Origin of the sequence: Microbacterium sp. SORGH_AS_0862 (assembly GCF_030818795.1) — a bacterium.
GTDB lineage: Bacteria > Actinomycetota > Actinomycetes > Actinomycetales > Microbacteriaceae > Microbacterium.
In genome coordinates this window covers 1,132,693-1,150,517 of record NZ_JAUTAY010000001.1, presented here as the reverse complement: position 1 = coordinate 1,150,517, position 17,825 = coordinate 1,132,693, and the positions used below count along the sequence as shown (strand labels likewise).

General features: G+C 71.0%; 15 protein-coding genes. 8 read left to right on the top strand and 7 right to left on the bottom strand.

Features of this window, described 5'->3' with window-relative positions; translation table 11 throughout:
- Positions 1 to 17 precede the first annotated feature (17 nt).
- Positions 18 to 821 carry an IclR family transcriptional regulator C-terminal domain-containing protein gene (locus QE377_RS05275; protein ID WP_307320227.1) on the top strand — a complete coding sequence of 268 codons (804 nt, stop codon included), beginning with the start codon at positions 18 to 20 and terminating at the stop codon, positions 819 to 821.
- 8 nt (positions 822 to 829) lie between these two features.
- On the opposite strand, the gene QE377_RS05270 is transcribed toward QE377_RS05275, so the two are convergent.
- Both QE377_RS05270 and QE377_RS05265 read right to left on the bottom strand, forming a co-directional pair.
- Positions 830 to 2,212, bottom strand: coding sequence for an FAD-dependent oxidoreductase (locus QE377_RS05270; RefSeq protein ID WP_307320226.1), 1,383 nt, complete (start codon positions 2,210 to 2,212; stop codon positions 830 to 832).
- On the bottom strand, positions 2,209 to 3,933 hold the full coding sequence (locus tag QE377_RS05265) for a dihydroxy-acid dehydratase (RefSeq protein ID WP_307320224.1): 1,725 nt from the start codon (positions 3,931 to 3,933) through the stop codon (positions 2,209 to 2,211). Before QE377_RS05265 ends, QE377_RS05270 begins: the two co-directional genes overlap by 4 nt.
- Positions 3,934 to 4,032: 99 nt before the next feature.
- On the opposite strand from QE377_RS05265, the gene QE377_RS05260 reads away from it, so the two are divergent.
- From QE377_RS05260 to QE377_RS05245, 4 genes are all read left to right on the top strand, one after another.
- Entirely contained in the window at positions 4,033 to 5,214 is a 1,182-nt protein-coding gene (locus QE377_RS05260) for an MFS transporter (RefSeq protein WP_307320222.1), read from the top strand.
- A 534-nt stretch (positions 5,215 to 5,748) separates the two neighbouring features.
- Positions 5,749 to 7,542, top strand: a complete 1,794-nt coding sequence (locus QE377_RS05255) for a circularly permuted type 2 ATP-grasp protein (RefSeq protein WP_307320220.1) — start codon at positions 5,749 to 5,751, stop codon at positions 7,540 to 7,542.
- The gene (locus QE377_RS05250) at positions 7,536 to 8,468 is read left to right on the top strand and encodes an alpha-E domain-containing protein (protein ID WP_307325880.1); all 933 of its coding nucleotides are present in this window, start codon (positions 7,536 to 7,538) and stop codon (positions 8,466 to 8,468) included. The genes QE377_RS05255 and QE377_RS05250 overlap by 7 nt, the downstream gene beginning before the upstream one ends.
- A complete protein-coding gene (locus tag QE377_RS05245; RefSeq protein WP_307320218.1) occupies positions 8,465 to 9,310 on the top strand; it encodes a transglutaminase family protein in 846 nt (281 codons plus the stop codon). Before QE377_RS05250 ends, QE377_RS05245 begins: the two co-directional genes overlap by 4 nt.
- 56 nt (positions 9,311 to 9,366) lie before the next feature.
- On the opposite strand, the gene QE377_RS05240 is transcribed toward QE377_RS05245, so the two are convergent.
- From QE377_RS05240 to QE377_RS05230, 3 genes are read right to left on the bottom strand one after another with little or no spacing between them, the layout of a single operon-like run.
- Positions 9,367 to 10,740, bottom strand: coding sequence for an MFS transporter (locus QE377_RS05240; RefSeq protein ID WP_307325878.1), 1,374 nt, complete (start codon positions 10,738 to 10,740; stop codon positions 9,367 to 9,369).
- 5 nt (positions 10,741 to 10,745) lie between these two features.
- Complete coding sequence (locus QE377_RS05235; RefSeq protein WP_307320217.1) at positions 10,746 to 11,177, bottom strand: MarR family winged helix-turn-helix transcriptional regulator; 432 nt, start codon at positions 11,175 to 11,177, stop codon at positions 10,746 to 10,748.
- Between the two features lie 45 nt (positions 11,178 to 11,222).
- Positions 11,223 to 12,812, bottom strand: a complete 1,590-nt coding sequence (locus tag QE377_RS05230) for a DHA2 family efflux MFS transporter permease subunit (protein ID WP_307320215.1) — start codon at positions 12,810 to 12,812, stop codon at positions 11,223 to 11,225.
- A 78-nt stretch (positions 12,813 to 12,890) separates the two neighbouring features.
- Between QE377_RS05230 and QE377_RS05225 the strand changes: the two genes are divergently transcribed.
- The 3 genes from QE377_RS05225 to QE377_RS05215 are packed head-to-tail and all read left to right on the top strand — an operon-like array spanning position 12,891 to position 15,679.
- A complete protein-coding gene (locus QE377_RS05225) occupies positions 12,891 to 13,739 on the top strand; it encodes an alpha/beta fold hydrolase (protein ID WP_307320213.1) in 849 nt (282 codons plus the stop codon).
- A 27-nt stretch (positions 13,740 to 13,766) separates the two neighbouring features.
- Complete coding sequence (locus QE377_RS05220; RefSeq protein WP_307320211.1) at positions 13,767 to 14,816, top strand: biotin/lipoate A/B protein ligase family protein; 1,050 nt, start codon at positions 13,767 to 13,769, stop codon at positions 14,814 to 14,816.
- Complete coding sequence (locus QE377_RS05215) at positions 14,795 to 15,679, top strand: site-specific DNA-methyltransferase (protein WP_307320209.1); 885 nt, start codon at positions 14,795 to 14,797, stop codon at positions 15,677 to 15,679. Before QE377_RS05220 ends, QE377_RS05215 begins: the two co-directional genes overlap by 22 nt.
- Before the next feature lie 27 nt (positions 15,680 to 15,706).
- Here QE377_RS05215 and QE377_RS05210 read toward each other — a convergent pair whose 3' ends face one another.
- Together QE377_RS05210 and QE377_RS05205 are read right to left on the bottom strand one after the other, a co-directional pair.
- Positions 15,707 to 17,161, bottom strand: a complete 1,455-nt coding sequence (locus QE377_RS05210) for a carboxylesterase/lipase family protein (protein WP_307320208.1) — start codon at positions 17,159 to 17,161, stop codon at positions 15,707 to 15,709.
- Positions 17,158 to 17,754 carry a TetR/AcrR family transcriptional regulator gene (locus tag QE377_RS05205; RefSeq protein WP_307320207.1) on the bottom strand — a complete coding sequence of 199 codons (597 nt, stop codon included), beginning with the start codon at positions 17,752 to 17,754 and terminating at the stop codon, positions 17,158 to 17,160. Before QE377_RS05205 ends, QE377_RS05210 begins: the two co-directional genes overlap by 4 nt.
- Positions 17,755 to 17,825: the final 71 nt, after the last annotated feature.

Below are 17,825 nucleotides of genomic sequence, written 5' to 3'. Positions count from 1 at the left end.
CGTGGGAAGGTAGCCAGGTGACGCAGGAGGACAGATCGCGCGACCGCATCCAGAGCGTGGAGCGCGCGGTCGCGGTGCTGCGCGCCTTCGGCGGGCACGACGCGACCTCGAGCGTGAGCGAGCTGGCGACGCGGGTGCAGTTGCCGAGGCCCGTCGTGCGCCGCATCCTGCTCACGTTCGAGCACATCGGCTACGTCCGCAACGAGAACGGCCGCTGGGGGCTTACCGCCCGCATCCTCGAGCTCGGTGCGGGCTACTTCGCCGCCTCGTCGCTGCCCGAGATCGCGCAGCCGATCATGGCGGAGATCGTCGCGCACACGGGGGAGACCTGCAGCATCGGCGAGCTGGACCTGCCCGATGTGATCCACGTCGCGCGCGTGGAGGAGCGGCGCCCGCTCCCGGATGCGGTGCGGGTCGGCACGCGTCTTCCGGCACACGCGACGGCTGTCGGGCGCGTGCTGCTGGCAGATCTGCCCGAGTCGGAGCTCGATGCCTACCTGACGCGGCCGCGCGAGGCGTACACGCCCCTCACGATCGTCGAGACCGGCGCTCTCCGCGAGCGCCTGCGGCAGGTGCGCACGGACGGCTACGACGTGTCGATCGAGGAACTGCACCCCGGGATGATCGCAGCCGCCGTGCCGATCGTCGTCGCGGGACGCGCAGTGGCGGGACTGACGGTGTCGTCGACCACGCTCCGCTCGCGCGAGGCGGCGCTGCGCGACGAGATCGTCCCGGCGCTGCGGGATGCGGCCGAGCGCATCGCCGCGGCGTACCGGGCGGCGAATCCCGGCGCGTACCGGACTCCGCCGGCGACAGACTGACGCCGCCGTCAGCGCGCTGAGACGGGGGTCGGCGCCACCATCTCCGCGGTCGGCTCCTCGGTGCCGAGATAGGCACCGTCCGCGATCAGACGCGCCTGGAGCGCCGTCACGTCCACGTCGCCCACGGCGACACCCGCGCCCAGCGCGAGCGCGGCTGCGGTGCCGGCCGCCTGGCCCATTGCGAAGCACGGGCCGGTGACGCGCCCCGAGGACTGCCCGCCCTGGGTCATCGAGGCGCAGCGCCCGACGACGAGCAGGTTCGGCACGGCCTCGGGCACCAGCATCCGGTACGGCAACTGGTTGAAGCCTCTGCTGTCGGCGGGGGCGAAGCGGAACTCGACGTCTCCCGCCACGTGCGCCTCGACCGGCCAGCCGTTCACCCCGATCACGTCGGTGAAGTCGGCGCAGCCGAGCACGTCCTGCTCGGTGAGCATGTAGCGGCCGCGGATGCGGCGGGTCTCCCGGATGCCGATCTGCGGGGCGATGTCCACGACGTAGGAGTCCTCGAAGCCGGGGGTGCGCTCGCGGATGAAGGCGAAGGTGTCGCGCACCTGCCGGCGCCCCTGCAGCTCCCCTTGGGAGAGCTGCCGCACGTCGGTGCCGTCGACGGCGGAGCCGTCGTCGTTGCTCAGCTGCGTGAGGTTCGACCGCCACTCCAGCGGATTGCGCTGCGGGCGCACGATGGGCTTCTTGCGGGGGAAGCGATGCGTGCCGGCGGCCTCCGCGTCCTCCATCAGGCGACGGATGGTGCGCCACGCCGGACCCGCCTTGTCGTAGTCGACGCCGTTGATGCGGAACATCAGCGAGGGGTACAGCAGGTGCTCCGATCGCTCGAACGGCGCCCCCGCGAAGGCTGCGAGGTCGGCATCGCCGGAGCCGTCGATGAAGACCGATCCGCGCACGGCCTGCCGGCCCGACTTCGATTCGATGACGACCGCGTCGATCGCGCCGTCGTCGGCGAGCACCGTGTCGACGGCGGTCGTGTGGAACAGCACTTCCGCACCTGCCGAGACGAGCAGGTCGTCCGCGGCGATCTTGTAGGCCGAGATGTCGAATGCCTGCGCCATGATGCGATCGTCGACGCTGAGGTGCGGGTCGTTGAGACCGTCGAGGGCGACGAGGCGGTCGAGCAGGTCATCGGTGATCCCGCGGATGACGCGCATGTCTGTCCCGTACACGCGGGCGTGCAGGCCGCAGAAGGTGCTCAGGCCGCCCATGGTCCCCGCTCCGCCGAGGAACCCGTAGCGCTCCAGCAGCAGCACCGAGCGTCCGGCGCGCGCCGCTGCCGTGGCGGCGAAGAGGCCCGCGGGCCCGCCTCCCACCACCACGACGTCGTACTCCCCGATGACGGGGATGCGGGCGGCGGGCAGGGTGATCGTCGAATCGGTCATGCGTCCTCCAGGCTCGGGGTCTCGGTGTCGTCTCGGTCGCAGAGCCCCGGTCGCGCGCACAGCACGGCGCCGCATCCCAGAGGCTGAACGAGGTGCTCGTACTGGTCGAGCATCCCGCCGCCGGAGTCGCGGTCGGCCGGAGGGCGGTAGGGCTCACGCGCGGCGAGCTCAGCGGGGTCCACGAGAAGGTCGACGCGCCCCTCGGACAGGTCGATGTCGATCACATCGCCGTCCTGCACCCGGCCGAGCGGCCCGTCGTCGGCGGCCTCGGGGGAGACCTCGCCGATCGAGATGCCCTGGTTGACCAGCCCGCTGAACTGTCCGTCGGTCACCAGCGCGACGTCGTCGGCCAGGCCCCGAGCGTGCAGGGCGAAGATGAACGCCGAGGTCAGGCCCATCCCGGGGGCGCCCCGCACGCCGATGCCGCGGATGACCGCGACGTCGCCGCGCTGCAGCCGGCCGTCGCCGATCGCTCCGATCGCCTCCTCGCGGTTCGCGAACACCCGCGCCGGGCCTCGGAAGCGATGCGGACCGGGATCCGGGACCGGGCGCTTCGCCACAGCGCCGCCCGGGGCGAGCGTGCCGCGCAGCACGGAGATCGCGGGATCCGTGCCGAACGGGTCCTCGAGCGAGCGGATGACGACGCCGTCCGGGGCGGGGGCCGCGGACGCGTTCTCGGCGACGGTCGTGCCGGCCGCAGTGGGTCGCTCACCGTGCAGCAGCGGCAGCAGGGCGCGCAGCAGCGTGGCGCCGCCGCCGGCATCGTCGAACTCCTCGATGAGTGCGGGACCGTTGGGGCGCACGGAGGCGAGCAACGGAGTCTGCCGCCCGAGCGCACGGAACAGGCCCCAGACGTCCACGTCCACGCCCGCCTCGATCGCGATCGCCTGAAGGTGCTTGATGGTGTTCATCGATCCGCCCACGGCGAGCATGGCGCGCACCGCATCCTGGATCGCCTCTGCGGTGATGATGGAGCGCGGCCGGATGTCGCGGGCGATCAGATCGGCCATCGCGACAGCCGAGCGGCGCACGCTGTCCCACATCCGCGCGCCGTTGGCGCGGACGGGAGCGGCGCGGGGAACCGTCATGCCGAGCGCCTCGGCGACGACGTGCATGGAGTTCGCGGTTGCCATGCCCGAGCACACGCCCGGGCCCAGGATCGCGTCGTCGGCGAGGTCGATGAGGTCGTCGGTGGGAGCCCCCGTGACGGCCGCCTGTGCGGCGAGCAGGAAGACCTCCTCGACGTCCGCCTCGCGCCCCTCGGCCAGCCCCGAGCGCTGATAGCCGCACGGCACGATCACCGTGGGCACGTTCAGGCGCCCCGCGGCCATGAGGTGCGCGGGCGTCGTCTTGTCGCAGGAGCTGAGACAGATCATGCCGTCGAGCAGCGCGCCCTCGACCGACGCCTCGATGTCGTTCACGATGAGGTCTCGGCTGGGCAGGATGTAGCGCCCGGCGCGCCCCGCGCTCGTGACGAAGTCGGAGGGGGCGGCGGTGCGGATCTCGAAAGGCAGCAGGCCCTGCGCCCGGAGCTCCTTCTTCAGCACGGCGACGATGTCGTCGAGATGCGCGAAGCACGCTGCGAGATCGGACGAGGTGTTGACGATCGCGATCTTGGGGCGGTCGAGCTCCTCCGCGGGGATGCCGAGGGAGCGCCACTGCGCACGACGGGCGACCCCGAGTGCGGAGGTGGGAGGAAGATTGCTGCGCAACGCGGACATCCGTCGTCCTTCCGGGTCGTCATCGACTCCGTCGAGTGTACGCATTGCGATCGCTTGCACGCAATGCGTACACTCAAGTCTCGTGCGAGCGGTACTCCGATGACGGCGTCGCGGCCGCTGACCGCGGGTCTCGTTCTCGTGCTCGGTCTGCTCATGACCGCCAACCCGCTCGCGGCCAGCCTCTTCCTGCCGGGCCTCGGCGTGATCGTCCACGAACTCGGCACCACCACCGCGGGCGGCCAGATGGTCTACACCGGCTTTCTTCTCGGCGTCGCGGGCGGACAGCTGCTGATCGGACCGCTCTCGGACGCGACCGGTCGCCGCCCGGCGCTGCTGTGCGGGCTGGGGCTGCTGGCCGCCTCCGCTGCCGCATCCGCTGCCGCAGGCTCGATCGAGGTGCTCGTGGCGACGCGCGCGGCGCAGGGGCTGGGGGCTGCGGCGGTGGTCGTCGTGGCGCGAGCGGTCGTGGCGGACCTGGCGACCGGGGTGGCCGCCGCCCGTGCGTACAGCATCCTCATGTCGGTGATCGCGGCGGGGCCGTTCGCGGCGCCCATCCTCGGGGCCGCTGCGCTGCAGGTCGGCGGATGGCGGGCGGGCTTCCTCGCGCTCGCTGTCCTCGCCGCGCTCGCACTGGCCGTGGCGGCCGTCCTCGTGCCCGAGAGCCTGGAGCGAGGGCGGCGCCAGACCCTCCGGTTCGGCGCGATGGCCGCCAACTACGGCCGCCTGCTGCGCGATGGCGGGTACGTCCTGCCCGCCCTGTCGATGGCGTTCGCGTTCGCAGCGCTCGCGGTGCACTCCGCCGCATCGTCCTTCGTCGCGCAGGAGATCCTGCACACGGGGCCGTGGGGCTTCGCGCTCGTCTACGCGCTCTACGCCGGTTCCGTGCTCGCGGGCAGCACGGTCAACGCCGTGCTGGTGGGGCGTTTCGGCATCCGACGGATGATGGCGGCCGCGCAGGGGGCGGCGCTCGTCGCGACCGCGGCGCTGCTGATCTTCGCGCTGTGGGGACCGTTCACGCTCGTGACCTTCCTCGTGCCCGTTCTCGTGAGCGGCGCCGCGGCCTCCGCTGTTCTCGCGAGTGCGAGCGCCGTCGCCCTCTCGCGGGCGCGGTTCGCGGCGGGAGCGGGAGCGGCCCTGATGGGGTCGGCGCAGTACGCGGTGGCCGCCGCGGTGGCGCCCGTGGGCGGCGTCCTCGGTTCGCACACCGCCGTTCCCATGGCGGCCGGCATGCTCGGGTGCCTCATGGTCAGCGCGCTGTGCGCCGCCCGCACCCGCCCCTGACCCGTGGTGTGGGGCGGGGCGGCGTGTGTGGAACGGGGTTCCGGGGGTGGGCCGGTGCGCCCGGGGTGGGGTGAGTGTCGGGGCGGGCGGATGTGCGTGTCTCGCCGGTGTGCGTGTCGGGCCGGTATGCGTGTCGGGTCGGTATGCGTGTCTCACAAATGCACGCGTGCGAGACATCTCGCGTGCACGTTTGAGACACGCACGCCGGCGGGGGCGCGTGGGGCGTTGCGTGTCTCACTTGTGCACGTTCGCGGGGTGTGGTGCGTGCAGGTTTGAGACACGGACGTTGCGCGAGCGGGTGCGGGATGCGCGGGGGCGGTGGGTGTCTCACTTGTGCACGTTCGCGGGGTGTGGTGCGTGCAGGTTTGAGACGCGGACGTTGCGCGAGCGGGTGCGGGGTGCGCTCAGCGGATGCGGGATGTGCGCCCAGCGGGCGCGGGATGCGGGGCGGAGCGGGTGAGGGACGACGACGCGATCCACATCGTGGGGTGCGGAGAAACATCCCGGCAATACGCGCGCGATTAGGCTCATCGCATGGGCGACTTGTTCGACGGCTACGGCTCCACTCTCGCGCCGCGCAAGACCCCGCAGGGGCTGCCCGCGTTCGACGAGATGTTCGGTCATCCCGCGCATCCTGGCGCGGCGGCGGAGTCGCGCAGCGCCTATCGCGAGCTCTACCAGGCGCTGGCGCGCATGACGCAGGAGGAGCTGCGCGGGCGCACGGAGTCGCTCGCCTCCAGCTACCTCGCTCAGGGCGTCACCTTCGACTTCGCGGGCGAGGAGCGGCCGTTCCCGCTGGATGCCGTGCCCCGCATCATCGACTACGCGGAGTGGAGCGAGATCGAGGCGGGCGTCAAGCAGCGCGTCCGGGCCCTCGAAGCGTTCCTCGACGACGCCTACGGCCGCCAGAACTGCGTGCGCGACGGGGTGATCCCCGCGCGTCTGATCGCGTCGAGCCAGTACTTCTACCGTCAGGCCGCCGGCATCCACTCGGCGAACGGCGTCCGCATCCAGGTGTCCGGCATCGACCTCATCCGCGACGAGCACGGCAAGATGCGGGTGCTCGAAGACAACGTGCGCGTGCCCTCGGGCGTCAGCTACGTCATCTCCAACCGTCGCGTCATGGCGCAGACGCTGCCCGAGCTGTTCCTCTCGATGCGGGTGCGTCCGGTGGGCGACTACCCCAACAAGCTGCTCGCAGCTCTGCGCGCCTCGGCCCCGCCCGGGATCGACGACCCCAACGTCGTCGTGCTCACGCCGGGCGTCTACAACTCGGCGTACTTCGAGCACACGCTGCTCGCGCGACTCATGGGCGTGGAACTCGTCGAGGGGCGCGACCTGCTGTGCATGGGCGGGCGCGTCTTCATGCGCACGACCCGCGGCCCCAAGCGGGTCGACGTCATCTACCGCCGGGTCGACGACGACTTCCTCGACCCGCTGCAGTTCCGGGCCGATTCGATGCTGGGCGCGCCGGGACTCATGCTCGCCGCGCGCATGGGCAACGTCACGATCGCCAACGCGGTGGGCAACGGCGTCGCCGACGACAAGCTGCTCTACACCTACACGCCCGACCTCATCCGCTACTACCTGTCGGAGGAGCCGATCCTGCCGATCGTGGACACGTGGCGCCTCGAGGACCCGGCGGCGCTCGAAGAGGTGCTCGACCGGCTCGACGAGCTCGTCGTGAAGCCGGTCGACGGCTCCGGCGGCAAGGGGCTCGTCGTCGGCCCCGACGCCTCGCGCGCCGAGCTCGACACGCTGCGCAAGACCCTGCTGGCCGACCCGCGCGGGTGGATCGCGCAGCCGGTCGTCATGCTCTCCACCATCCCGACGCTCGTCGAGGACGGGATGCGGCCCCGCCACGCCGACCTGCGACCGTTCGCGGTGAACGACGGCGACGACATCTGGGTGCTGCCCGGCGGTCTCACGCGGGTGGCGCTCCCGGAGGGGCAGCTCGTCGTCAACTCGAGCCAGGGCGGCGGGTCGAAGGACACGTGGGTCGTCGGCGGCGCGGCCCCGGGTCACGTCGAGTACGGGCAGGGTCAGGGACTGGCGGGGCTCGTGGCCGACCAGGCCTCGACGATCACGCAGTCCATTCCGATCATCACGGATGCGGCACTCGAGGTCACCCCCGACGAGGTCGACCATTCGCCGCAGGACCGCCCCCGCTCGAACGTCGAGCAGCAGGAGCAGCAGCAACAGGCCCGTGCCGCCGCATCCGCCCCGGGGCATGTCCCACTTCCCGCAGGAATCGACCCCGAAAACTGCAGCAACCGGGACATGCGTTGCAGCAACCGGGACATGGACGGGGGTGCGCAATGCTGCTGAGCCGGATTGCCGAGAGCCTGTTCTGGATCGGGCGCTACATCGAGCGCAGCGACGGCACGGCCCGCATCCTCGACGTGCACCTGCAGCTGCTGCTGGAGGATCCGTGGATCGATGAGGACACCGCCTGCCGCTCGCTGCTCGCGGTCATGGGCTCCTCGCCGCCCGACGGCGTCGAGACCGTCACGCGCGAGCACGTGCTCTCCCGCCTCGCCGTCGACCGCATGAACCCGTCGAGCATCCTCTATTCGTTGACCTCGGCGCGCGAGAACGCCCGCCGTGCGCGCGAGATCGTCTCGACCGAGCTGTGGGAGTGCCTGAACACGACCAACGCGCGGATGCCGCGACGACTGCAGACCGACAAGGTGCACGAGTTCTTCCAGTGGGTGCGCGAGCGCGCCGCGCTCGCCGTCGGCGTCGTCGACTCGTCGACGAGCCGGGACGAGGCCTGGCAGTTCTTCACCCTCGGCCGGTCGATCGAACGCGCCGACATGACGGCGCGACTGCTCGCGACCCGGTCGCTGACCGAGGCATCGGGTCCGTCATGGACGACCATCCTGCGCTCCTGCGGTGCGTACGAGGCGTATCTGCGCACCTACCGCGGCATGCCGAGCGCGCGCAACGCCGCGGAGTTCCTACTGCTCGACCGCCTCTTCCCGCGCTCGATCATCTACTCGATCTCGCGGGCCGAGGAGTGCATCTCCGCGATCGACCCGCGTGAGGACCGCGTCGGCCACTCGAACCAGGTGCTGCGCGCGCTCGGGCGCATCCGCAACGACCTCGAGTACCTGCCGATCAGCGAGATCCTGAGCGAGCTTCCCACCCACATGCTCCGGGTGCAGACCGTCACGCGTGAGGCGTCCGACGCCATCCGTCAGCGGTTCTTCCCGACGCAGGCCGAGCCCAGCTGGATCGGAGAGACCTCATGAAGCGGCTGCGGATCGAGCACGAGACGGGCTTCCGGTACGGCGGCGACGTCTCGGCGTCCTACAACGAGGCGCGAATGCTTCCCGGCACCACCGAGAGCCAGTTCGTGCTCAGTGCGGCGCTCGAGATCGAGCCGTCGACCGCCGTCAACACCTACGTCGACTACTTCGGCACGCGGGTGAGCGCGTTCGACGTGCTCTCGCCCCATCAGGCGCTGACGATCACCGCGCGTTCGCTCGTCGAGGTGCGCCCGCGGCCCATCGAGCACACCGGCATCACCTGGGATCGTCTCGCGGCCGAGGCCGCGCGGTCGCTCGAGACGGTCGAGCAGCTGACGCAGACGCACCGGACGCGCCCTCATCCCGAGGTCGTCGAGCTCGCCGCATCCTACGCATCGCGGCACGACGACCCGGGCCGCGCGGCGCACGAGATCTGCGTCGCGATCGGGGATGCGGTCGAGTACATGCACGGTGTGACCGGGGTGCACTCGACGGCGATCGACGCGTGGGAGGCGCGCAAGGGCGTGTGCCAGGACATGGCGCACATCGCGATCGGCGCGCTGCGCTCCGTGGGCATTCCGGCGCGCTACGTGTCCGGCTACCTGCATCCGCGTCCGCAGGCCGAGGTGGGCGTCGCGGTGACGGGGGAGTCGCACGCGTGGGTCGAGTGGTTCGCCGGCGAGTGGACGGGCTTCGACCCGACGAACAACATCGAGATCGGCGATCGTCACGTGCTCGTGGGGCGCGGACGCGACTACAACGACGTGCCGCCGCTGCGAGGCGTGTACGCGGGACCGTTCAAGAGCAACCTGCACGTGAAGGTCACGATCACCCGCGAGGCCTGATCCGCGCTTCGCCGTCGCGCCGGGTCGTTCGAGCGCGCCGGGCCGGGCGCGGCGGGTCACGGACGCGGGGCGCGGGCGGTGCGCCGCGAGCGGCGGCGGATGCGGCGGCGCGCTGCCGCATCCGGGAGGGTCACCGGTGCGGTGGCTGCGGCGACCTCGTCGCTGAACTCCTCCGGAGCGACGACGCGGACGGGCCGGGTCTCGTCGATCTCGAACCGCAGGCGAGCCTCGGGGTCACGGCGCACCCGGCCGGATGCGAGGAGCCACGTGACGCCGATCGCGCAGCCGACGAGGCCCGCGACGGCGCCGACATCGATCGCGGCGCGCGGTCCCCACGTGTCGGCGACCCAGCCGGCGATCGGGGCGCCGATGGGGGTGGCGCCCATGATGACCGCCATGTACAGCGCGAGCACACGGCCGCGCAGGGCCGGATCCGTCGTGGTCTGCACGTAGCCGTTCGCGGTGGTGAGGATGGTGACGGTGCTGAAGCCGACGAACACGAGGCTCACGGCGTAGAGCGGGTAGGTCGGCATCGCCGCCGAGATGAGGGAGAAGACGCCGAAGGCTCCCAGCGCTGCGATCACGACCCGCATCCGGGCGCGATCGCGCCGTGCGGCCAGCAGCGCGCCCGCGAGGGAGCCGACGGCGAGCACGGAGCTCAGCAGCCCGTACCCGTCGGCCTGCTGCCCGAACTGCACCGCCATGGTGGAGGCGAAGATCGGGAAGTTCATGCCGAAGGCCGCGATCAGGAACACCATCGCGAAGATCACCTTCAGATCCGGCCGCCCCGCGACGTAGCGGAAGCCGTCGGCCAGACGCGCGCCGCCCGGTGCGCGGGTGCGCGGCACGAGCTCGCGCACCCGCACGAGCATGAGCGCGACGAGCATCGCGAGGAAGGTGCCCGCGTTGACCATGAAGACCCACCCGGTGCCCACCAGCACGATCAGCACACCGCCGATCGCCGGTCCCAGCAGACGCGCGGCGTTGAAGGATGCGGAGTTGAGTGCGACGGCGTTGGAGGCGTCGTCGCGCGACACGATGTCGGTCACGAACGCCTGACGCGCCGGCGCGTCGAACGCGTTGGCGACGCCGAACGCCGCCGCGAAGCACCACATGAGCGGCAGCGTCATGACGTTCGTCAGCAGCAGGACGCCGACGGCCACGGCCAGCAGCATCAGCGTCGACTGGGTGACCAGCAGCATCCGCCGGCGATCGAAGCGGTCGGCCGCCCAGCCCGTGATGCTGACGAGCACGAGGGGCGGCCCGAACTGCAGCGCCATCGTGACGCCCATGGCCGTCGCATCGTTGTCGGTGAGCTGCGTCAGAACCACCCAGTCCTGGGCCGTCGCCTGCATCCAGCCGCCGATGTTGGAGACGAGCGCGCCGAGGAACCAGACGCGGTAGTTGAACAGCCGCATCGAGCGGAACATCGCGCTCATCGCTCGGCCACCCGGCGCAGGATCTCGGATGCGGCATGCAGCGTCGCGCGTTCATCGGCGTCCAGCTCGTCGAGCGCCTCCTCGAGCCAGGCGTTGCGACGGCGGACCGTCTCTTCGACGACGGCGCGGCCCGCATCCGTGAGCACGATGTTGACCTTGCGGCGGTCGGTGTCGTCGCTCCGGCGCTCGAGGTAGCCCGACTCCTCGAGGCAGTTGACCGTGCGGTTCATCGACGGCGCGGTCACCCGCTCGCGTGCGGCGAGCTCGCCGAGAGTCCGCGTGCCGTTGACCTTCAGCGCCATGAGCACCGAGAACTGCCCGTCGCTCATCGAGTCGACCGCGCGCTGGGCACGCAGGCGCCGGGCCAGGCGGAAGACGGACATGCGCAGCTCTGCCGCCTCGGCGGCGCGGGGGGAATCGTCGGTCATCTCGATCCTTAGCATAGCTCATTAGTCTTGCTAAGGATCGAGAGCTCACTCGGTCTCGATCTCCTCGCGGCGGCGGCCGCCGAGGGTGAGTGTCGCCACCAGGCCCACCGCGATGAACCCCGCCGCGGTTAACGCGGCGTAGCGGGTGCCGTCGGAGAACGCGGTCTCGGCGGCGGTCGCGATCTCGGCCGTCTGCGGGTTCGCGGCGAGGCCTGCGATGGCGCCGCCCGCGGAGTCGACGACGCTGGAGACGATCTGATCGCGCTGGGATGCGGGCAGGCCCGCATCGTCGAGCGAGCCCGCCAGCAGGCCGCCGGTCGAGGTGAACAACACGGTGCCGAGGATCGCGACGCCGAGCGCCGCACCGACCTGGCGGGAGGTGGACTGCGTGCCCGAGCCCTGTCCGGAGAGCTCGACCGGGACGTCCTGCAGGATGACGCCCGTGAGCTGTGCGGTTGCGAGTCCCACGCCGAACCCGTAGACGAACAGCGCCGGCAGCAGCCAGCCCCAGGCCGCATCCGGGGCGACGACGAGGCCCACCCAGACGATGCCGATGATCTCGGCGAGAAGCCCGACCCGCACGATCGTGACCGGTGTCACGCGGCCGGATGCGGCCCCTGCGAAACCGCTCGCGACGAAGGAGCCGATCGCGAGGGCCAGGAGCACCAAACCTGTCTGCAGCGCGTCGAAACCGAGGACGAACTGCAGCCACAGGGGCAGCGACAGGATGATGCCGAACTCGCCGAGGGCGACCGTGAGTGCGACGAGGTTGCCGTCGCGGAAGGTGCCGATGCGGAAGAGCGACAGATCGAGGAGAGCGGCGCGGCCGCGGTGGACTCGATGGACGCTCCACGAGATGAAGGCGATGAGCGCGACGACGGCGATCGCGAAGGCCACGGGCACGGGCGAGATCGAGAACGGCCAGGTGAACGAGCCGAGCGAGAAGGTGGTGTCGGTGTTCTGCCACCAGCCATAGGTGCGGCCCTCGATGAGTCCGAACACGAGCGAGCCGAAGAGGATGACGGACAGGAGTGCGCCCACCCCGTCGATGCCGCGCCGAACCGACTCCCGCGACTCCGGGACGGTCAGTAGCACACCGATCACGATGATGACGGCGAGAGGCAGGTTGATGCCGAAGGCCCAGCGCCACGAGAACGCCGTGGTGAGCCAGCCTCCCAGGAGTGGTCCGACCGCGGCCATGCCGCCGATCGTCGAGCCCCACACGGCGAACGCGATGCCGCGCTCCTTGCCGCGGAAGGTCGCATTGATGAGGGAGAGGGTCGTCGGCAGGATCATCGCGCCACCCACCCCTTGCACGAGACGGGCGAGGATCAGCAGGCGCCCGTCCGGGGCGAGTGCCGCGCCGATGGAGGCGAGGGCGAACAGGACGACGCCGATGAGCATGAGGCGTCGCCGGCCGATCCGGTCGGCGATCGACCCGAACAGCAGCAGGAACGCGGCGAAGACGAGCGTGTACGCCTCCTGGATCCACTGCACCTCGGTCGAGGAGACGCCGAGCTCGTCGACGATCGAGGGCACCGCGACGTTCACGATCGTCGAGTCGACGATGATCAGCGACACCGCGACGCTGATGAAGACCAGGCCCGCCCAGCGACGGGATGACGGAGCGTTCATAATTTGTCTCGCTTTTCTAGCTTTCTCGAGCAGAGGCTACACCCGTCAGCGGTGCGCGAAGCCCATAAAATCGAGACCATGCCGGAGTTCACCGACGCGCACGGCGTCGCGATCGTCTACGACGTCCATCCCGCTCAGGGCCCCGCGCGCGGTGTCGTGCAACTCCTCCACGGAGTCGGCGAGCACGCCGGTCGCTACCCCGTGCTGATCTCCGCCCTCACCCAGGCCGGCTTCACGGTCTACGCGGACGACCACCGCGGGCACGGACGTACCGGTATGAAGCAGTGGGGGGATCCCGCGCGGCTCGGCCGGCTCGGTCGCGGCGGACACCGGGCGGCGGTGGATGCCGTCTGGCAGCTGACCCGCCGCATCCGAGACGAGAACCCCGACCTGCCGCTCGTGCTGCTGGGTCACTCCTGGGGGTCGTTCCTCGCACAGATCCTGGTGAACCGGCATCCCGAGGCCTACGACGCCGTCGTGCTGTCGGGATCGGCGCTGCGTCTGCCGGGCACGCTCAACGCCGGCAACCTGAACGCGCCATGGCGGCGAGAGGACGCCACCGGAACCGCGTGGCTGTCGAGCGATCTCTCGGTCGGACGCGCGTTCGCCGACGACCCGCTCACCACCGGCACGCCCCTGCTGAAGCTCTTCGGCCCCGTCGATGCGGCGCGACTGTTCGGGCGTCCGCGCCGCGATCTGGGCCGCGACATCCCGATCCTGCTCATGGTCGGGCGCGACGACACCGTCGGCGGCCCCCGCAGCGTCCACAAACTCGCCGCAGAGTATCGCGAGCGCTCCGGGCTCACCGACGTCACGACCCTCGTCTACCCCGGCGCGCGCCACGAGATCTTCAACGAGGTCGTGCAGGCCGACGTGCGCGCCGATCTGCTCGCCTGGCTCGACGCCCGCATCCCTCCCCGAGTCTGAGGTTCCCGGGCGACCTAGGCTGAGAACATGCACGGTGAGTACAAGGTCCCCGGGGGCAAGCTCGTTGTCGTCGATCTCGAGGTGCGGGAGGGGCGCATCGCCGACGTGCACCTCGCGGGCGACTTCTTCCTCGAGCCGGACGAGGCGCTGATCGACATCAACCGCGCGGTCGAGGGGCTCTCGGTCGAGACGGATGCGGCTGCCATCGCCGCCGCCGTGCGCGCCGCGCTCCCGGACGGCGCACAGCTGCTCGGCTTCTCGCCCGAGGCGGTCGGCACGGTCGTGCGGCGGGCGCTGGTCACCGCTCCCGGGTGGAAGGACTTCTCCTGGGAGGTCGTGCACGACGGGCCGGTCTCGCCGAGGATGAACCTCGCACTCGACGAGGTGCTCACCGCCCGTGTGGGAGACGGCCGTCGCAACCCCACCCTTCGGCTCTGGGAGTGGAACGAGTCCGCTGTGGTGATCGGCTCCTTCCAGTCGCTGCGCAACGAGGTCGACCCCGACGGCGCGGCCCGCCACGGCTACGACGTCGTGCGACGGATCTCGGGCGGCGGCGCGATGATGATGGGCGCCAACGCGATCATCACCTACTCGCTGTACGTCCCGGCATCCCTCGTGGCAGGCATGACCTTCGCCGACTCCTACGCGTTCCTCGACGACTGGGCGCTCCAGGCGCTGCGCTCGCTCGGCGTCGAGGCGACCTATCAGCCGCTCAACGACATCTCCTCCCCGCAGGGCAAGATCGGCGGTGCCGCGCAGAAGCGCCTCGCCAACGGCGGCGTCCTGCATCACGCGACGCTGAGCTACGACCTCGACGGCGAGGTCATGACCGAGGTGCTCCGCATCGGGCGCGAGAAGCTGAGCGACAAGGGCACGGTGTCGGCGGCCAAGCGCGTCGACCCGCTGCGGCGCCAGACGGGACTTCCCCGAGAGCAGATCATCGACCGCTTCATCAGCACCTTCACCACGATGTACGGCGCGACCACCGGACATATCACCGAAGAGGAATACGCCGAGGCGGAAGCGCTCGTTCAGAGCAAGTTCGCCACGGATGCGTGGCTGCAGCGCGTGCCGTGAGCGACGTCAGCGTCGGAACGGTCGCCATCCACCACGGCGACAATCTGGCCATCGCGAGGGAGCTCCCCTCCGGAGCCTTCACACTCGTCTACCTCGATCCGCCGTTCAACACGGGGCGCTCCCGCATCCGCGCGATCGAGACGGCGGCCGCGCCTGCCGCGGATGCGGTCTCCCGGCCCGGCTTCCGCGGGCAGGAGTACGCACGGCTGCGGGGAGATCTGCGTGCGTACGACGACCGTTTCGACGACTATTGGGGCTTTCTCGAGCCGCGGCTGCTCGAGGCCTGGCGCCTGCTGGCGGACGACGGCACGCTGTACCTGCATCTCGACTACCGCGAGGTTCACTACGCGAAGGTCATGCTCGACGCGCTCTTCGGTCGCGACCGATTCCTGAACGAGATCGTGTGGGCCTACGACTACGGCGCCAAGAGCCGGCGCCGATGGCCGACGAAGCACGAGACGATCCTCGTGTACGTGAAGGATCCGGCGCGGTACTTCTTCGACGCGGATGCGGTGAATCGTGAGCCCTACATGGCCCCGGGGCTCGTCACCGCCGAGAAGGCCGCGCGCGGCAAGCTGCCCACGGATGTGTGGTGGCACACGATCGTGCCGACCTCCGGCAGCGAGAAGACGGGGTATCCGACACAGAAGCCCGAGGGGGTGCTGCGTCGTATCGTGCAGGCATCCAGTCGTCCCGGCGACGCGGTGCTGGACCTCTTCGCCGGCAGCGGCACGACCGGTGCGGTCGCTGCACCCCTCGGTCGGCACGCCGTGCTCGTCGACGACAACGCGGATGCGGTCGCCGTCATGCGCGCCCGGATGCCGCGCGCCGTCCTTATCCCGCCGCTGCCCCGCGAGGCCTGAGCCGAGCGCGGGAAAAGAGCGGGAGCGTCAGAGCAGCGCGGCGGTGCCGGCGTACCCGTCGGCGACGACCGGGGAGTCGAGGTCGAAGACCTGCGTGGTGCCGGGCGCCTCGCCCCACGGCGTCCACGCCGTGCGGTGGTCGCGGATGAAGGCCACCGCCGTCGCGTGCATCCGTTCGGCGAGGGATGCGGGCGGATTCGTCCCCGCGATCCGGGCGACGCCGTCGGCCTCGAGTCGTCCGAACCAGAACGGCACGTCGAGGCAGTGGCATGCCCAGCCGATCGTGGGCGAGGGCCAGGTGAACCGGTACGCCCACGTCTGAGCGGCCGATCGGCGGGCATCGGCCACGCGTGGCACGAGCGCGCCGAAGACGCGGTCGGTCACGTAGCGCCCGAGCACGGCTGCGGTGCCCTTCGCGCGGGGGCCGGGGTTGTGGCGCAGGTAGGCGCGCCGCCGCCGCCGGTCGAGTCCCAGGGCCGCCAACGCCAGCCAGGCGGGGACGAGGCGCAGCTTGTGGGCGAAGGAGTCGGTCACCATCGTGAACTCGTCGGCCGTGGAGCCGATCAGCAGCGGCTTGTCGGCGCCGACACCCGAGGCGATCGAGGTCGGGGTGTCGGTGTGGAGAAGTTCGCCGTCGACGGCGGGTCCCCACGCGCGCTCGGCGATCATCTCCCGCAGCGGTGCGAGCCGTCCGCGGTGCGGGGCGAGCTCGATCGTGCTCTGCAGGGCGTGCAGTCTCTCTTCGGGCACCGAGGCGAAGCCGTCGCGATCCGCGCTCACGCCCGCCGCGGCCGCCAGGCGCGCTCCGCGGGCGCGGGCCTCATCGAGCGGAACATCCCCGAGCGCGCCGGAGATCGACCAGGCCGCCGAGAAGAGGTGTTGCGCCGACGGCATGCCCAGCAGCGTGAGCACCGCCCCGCCGCCGGCGGACTGGCCGCCGATCGTCACGCGCGCGGGGTCGCCGCCGAACGCGGCGATGTTCTGCTGCACCCACTCGAGGGCCGCGATCCAGTCCCGCACACCGCGGTTGCTCACGGCTCCCTCGATCGCCCCGAACCCGTCGAAGCCGAGCCGGTACGAGAGGGTCACGACGACGATGCCCGTACGCGCGAACGTGTCGCCGTCGTACCAGGGGCTCGCGGGAGAGCCGGAGATGTAGCCGCCCCCGTGGATCCACACGAGAACGGGGCAGGCGGTCGCCGCATCCGTCTCCCGCGGGGTGAAGACGTTCACGTTGAGCGTCGCGTCGCCCGGCACCGACGGCTCGGGGATGAGCGTGATCCCGGTGTCGCCGCGCTGCGGGGTCGGGCCGTAGGCGGTCGCATCGCGCACGCCGTCCCAGGGCGTCACCGGCTGAGGGGCGGCGAAGCGGTTCTCGCCGATGGGAGCGGCCGCGAAGGGGATGCCGAGGAACGCGAGGGAGCCCGGGCGGCGGAGGCCTCGGAGGGTGCCGGTCGAGATGGTGACGAGCGGATCGGTCATCGCAGCTGCGCCTCGCGTCCGGTGAGAGCGCTGTGGAACGCGGCGCGGACGATCGCGGCCATGTCGACCGAGGGGTCCAGCAGCCACTGGAGCTGCGCGCCGTCCCACGCGGCCTGCACGAGCCTGCTGGCGGTGGCGGGCGACATGTCGGGTGCCATCCGCCCGGCATCGACCGCGTGCTGGAACCAGTCGCGCAGGCCGTCGAGGAATCCGGCGGTGCGGTCGGCGAAGTACGCGTGCGCCGGATGCGCGGGATCGCTCGCCTCCACCGACATCCGCGCGAACAGGTGCACGAGCCCGGGGACCTGGGCGTTGTGCGCGATCATCCGCTCGTACGCCGCAGGCACGTCCTCCGTGCCTGCGGGATGGTAGGTACGCAGGTCGAGCTCGTCGCGCTTGCGGAGGATCTCGACGAACAGGTGCTCCTTGCTGTCGAAGTAGTGCAGCAGACCCGCCTGGCTGAGTCCGACGGCGTCCGCGATCTCGCGCACGGATGCGGCGCGGTAGCCCTCGCGGGCGATCACGGCCAGCGCCGCCTCGAGGATTTGCTCGCGCCGGGCGACGCCCTTCGCATAGGACCCCCGTTGCGTCATGTCCCCGAGGATATGCCCGAAACCGCTTGTGCGACGAAAACCGAGCGACATAAGCTTTTCGCGTCGGCGCG

What these genes read in the sequence shown, in the direction of transcription:
- QE377_RS05270 (WP_307320226.1), bottom strand. Translation starts at nt 2,212, where the DNA reads ATGACCGATTCGACGATCACCCTGCCCGCCGCCCGCATCCCCGTCATC.
- QE377_RS05265 (WP_307320224.1), bottom strand. Translation starts at nt 3,933, where the DNA reads ATGTCCGCGTTGCGCAGCAATCTTCCTCCCACCTCCGCACTCGGGGTC.
- QE377_RS05260 (WP_307320222.1), top strand. Translation starts at nt 4,033, where the DNA reads ATGACGGCGTCGCGGCCGCTGACCGCGGGTCTCGTTCTCGTGCTCGGT.
- QE377_RS05255 (WP_307320220.1), top strand. Translation starts at nt 5,749, where the DNA reads ATGGGCGACTTGTTCGACGGCTACGGCTCCACTCTCGCGCCGCGCAAG.
- QE377_RS05245 (WP_307320218.1), top strand. Translation starts at nt 8,465, where the DNA reads ATGAAGCGGCTGCGGATCGAGCACGAGACGGGCTTCCGGTACGGCGGC.
- QE377_RS05240 (WP_307325878.1), bottom strand. Translation starts at nt 10,740, where the DNA reads ATGTTCCGCTCGATGCGGCTGTTCAACTACCGCGTCTGGTTCCTCGGC.
- QE377_RS05235 (WP_307320217.1), bottom strand. Translation starts at nt 11,177, where the DNA reads ATGACCGACGATTCCCCCCGCGCCGCCGAGGCGGCAGAGCTGCGCATG.
- QE377_RS05230 (WP_307320215.1), bottom strand. Translation starts at nt 12,812, where the DNA reads ATGAACGCTCCGTCATCCCGTCGCTGGGCGGGCCTGGTCTTCATCAGC.
- QE377_RS05225 (WP_307320213.1), top strand. Translation starts at nt 12,891, where the DNA reads ATGCCGGAGTTCACCGACGCGCACGGCGTCGCGATCGTCTACGACGTC.
- QE377_RS05220 (WP_307320211.1), top strand. Translation starts at nt 13,767, where the DNA reads ATGCACGGTGAGTACAAGGTCCCCGGGGGCAAGCTCGTTGTCGTCGAT.
- QE377_RS05210 (WP_307320208.1), bottom strand. Translation starts at nt 17,161, where the DNA reads ATGACCGATCCGCTCGTCACCATCTCGACCGGCACCCTCCGAGGCCTC.
- QE377_RS05205 (WP_307320207.1), bottom strand. Translation starts at nt 17,754, where the DNA reads ATGACGCAACGGGGGTCCTATGCGAAGGGCGTCGCCCGGCGCGAGCAA.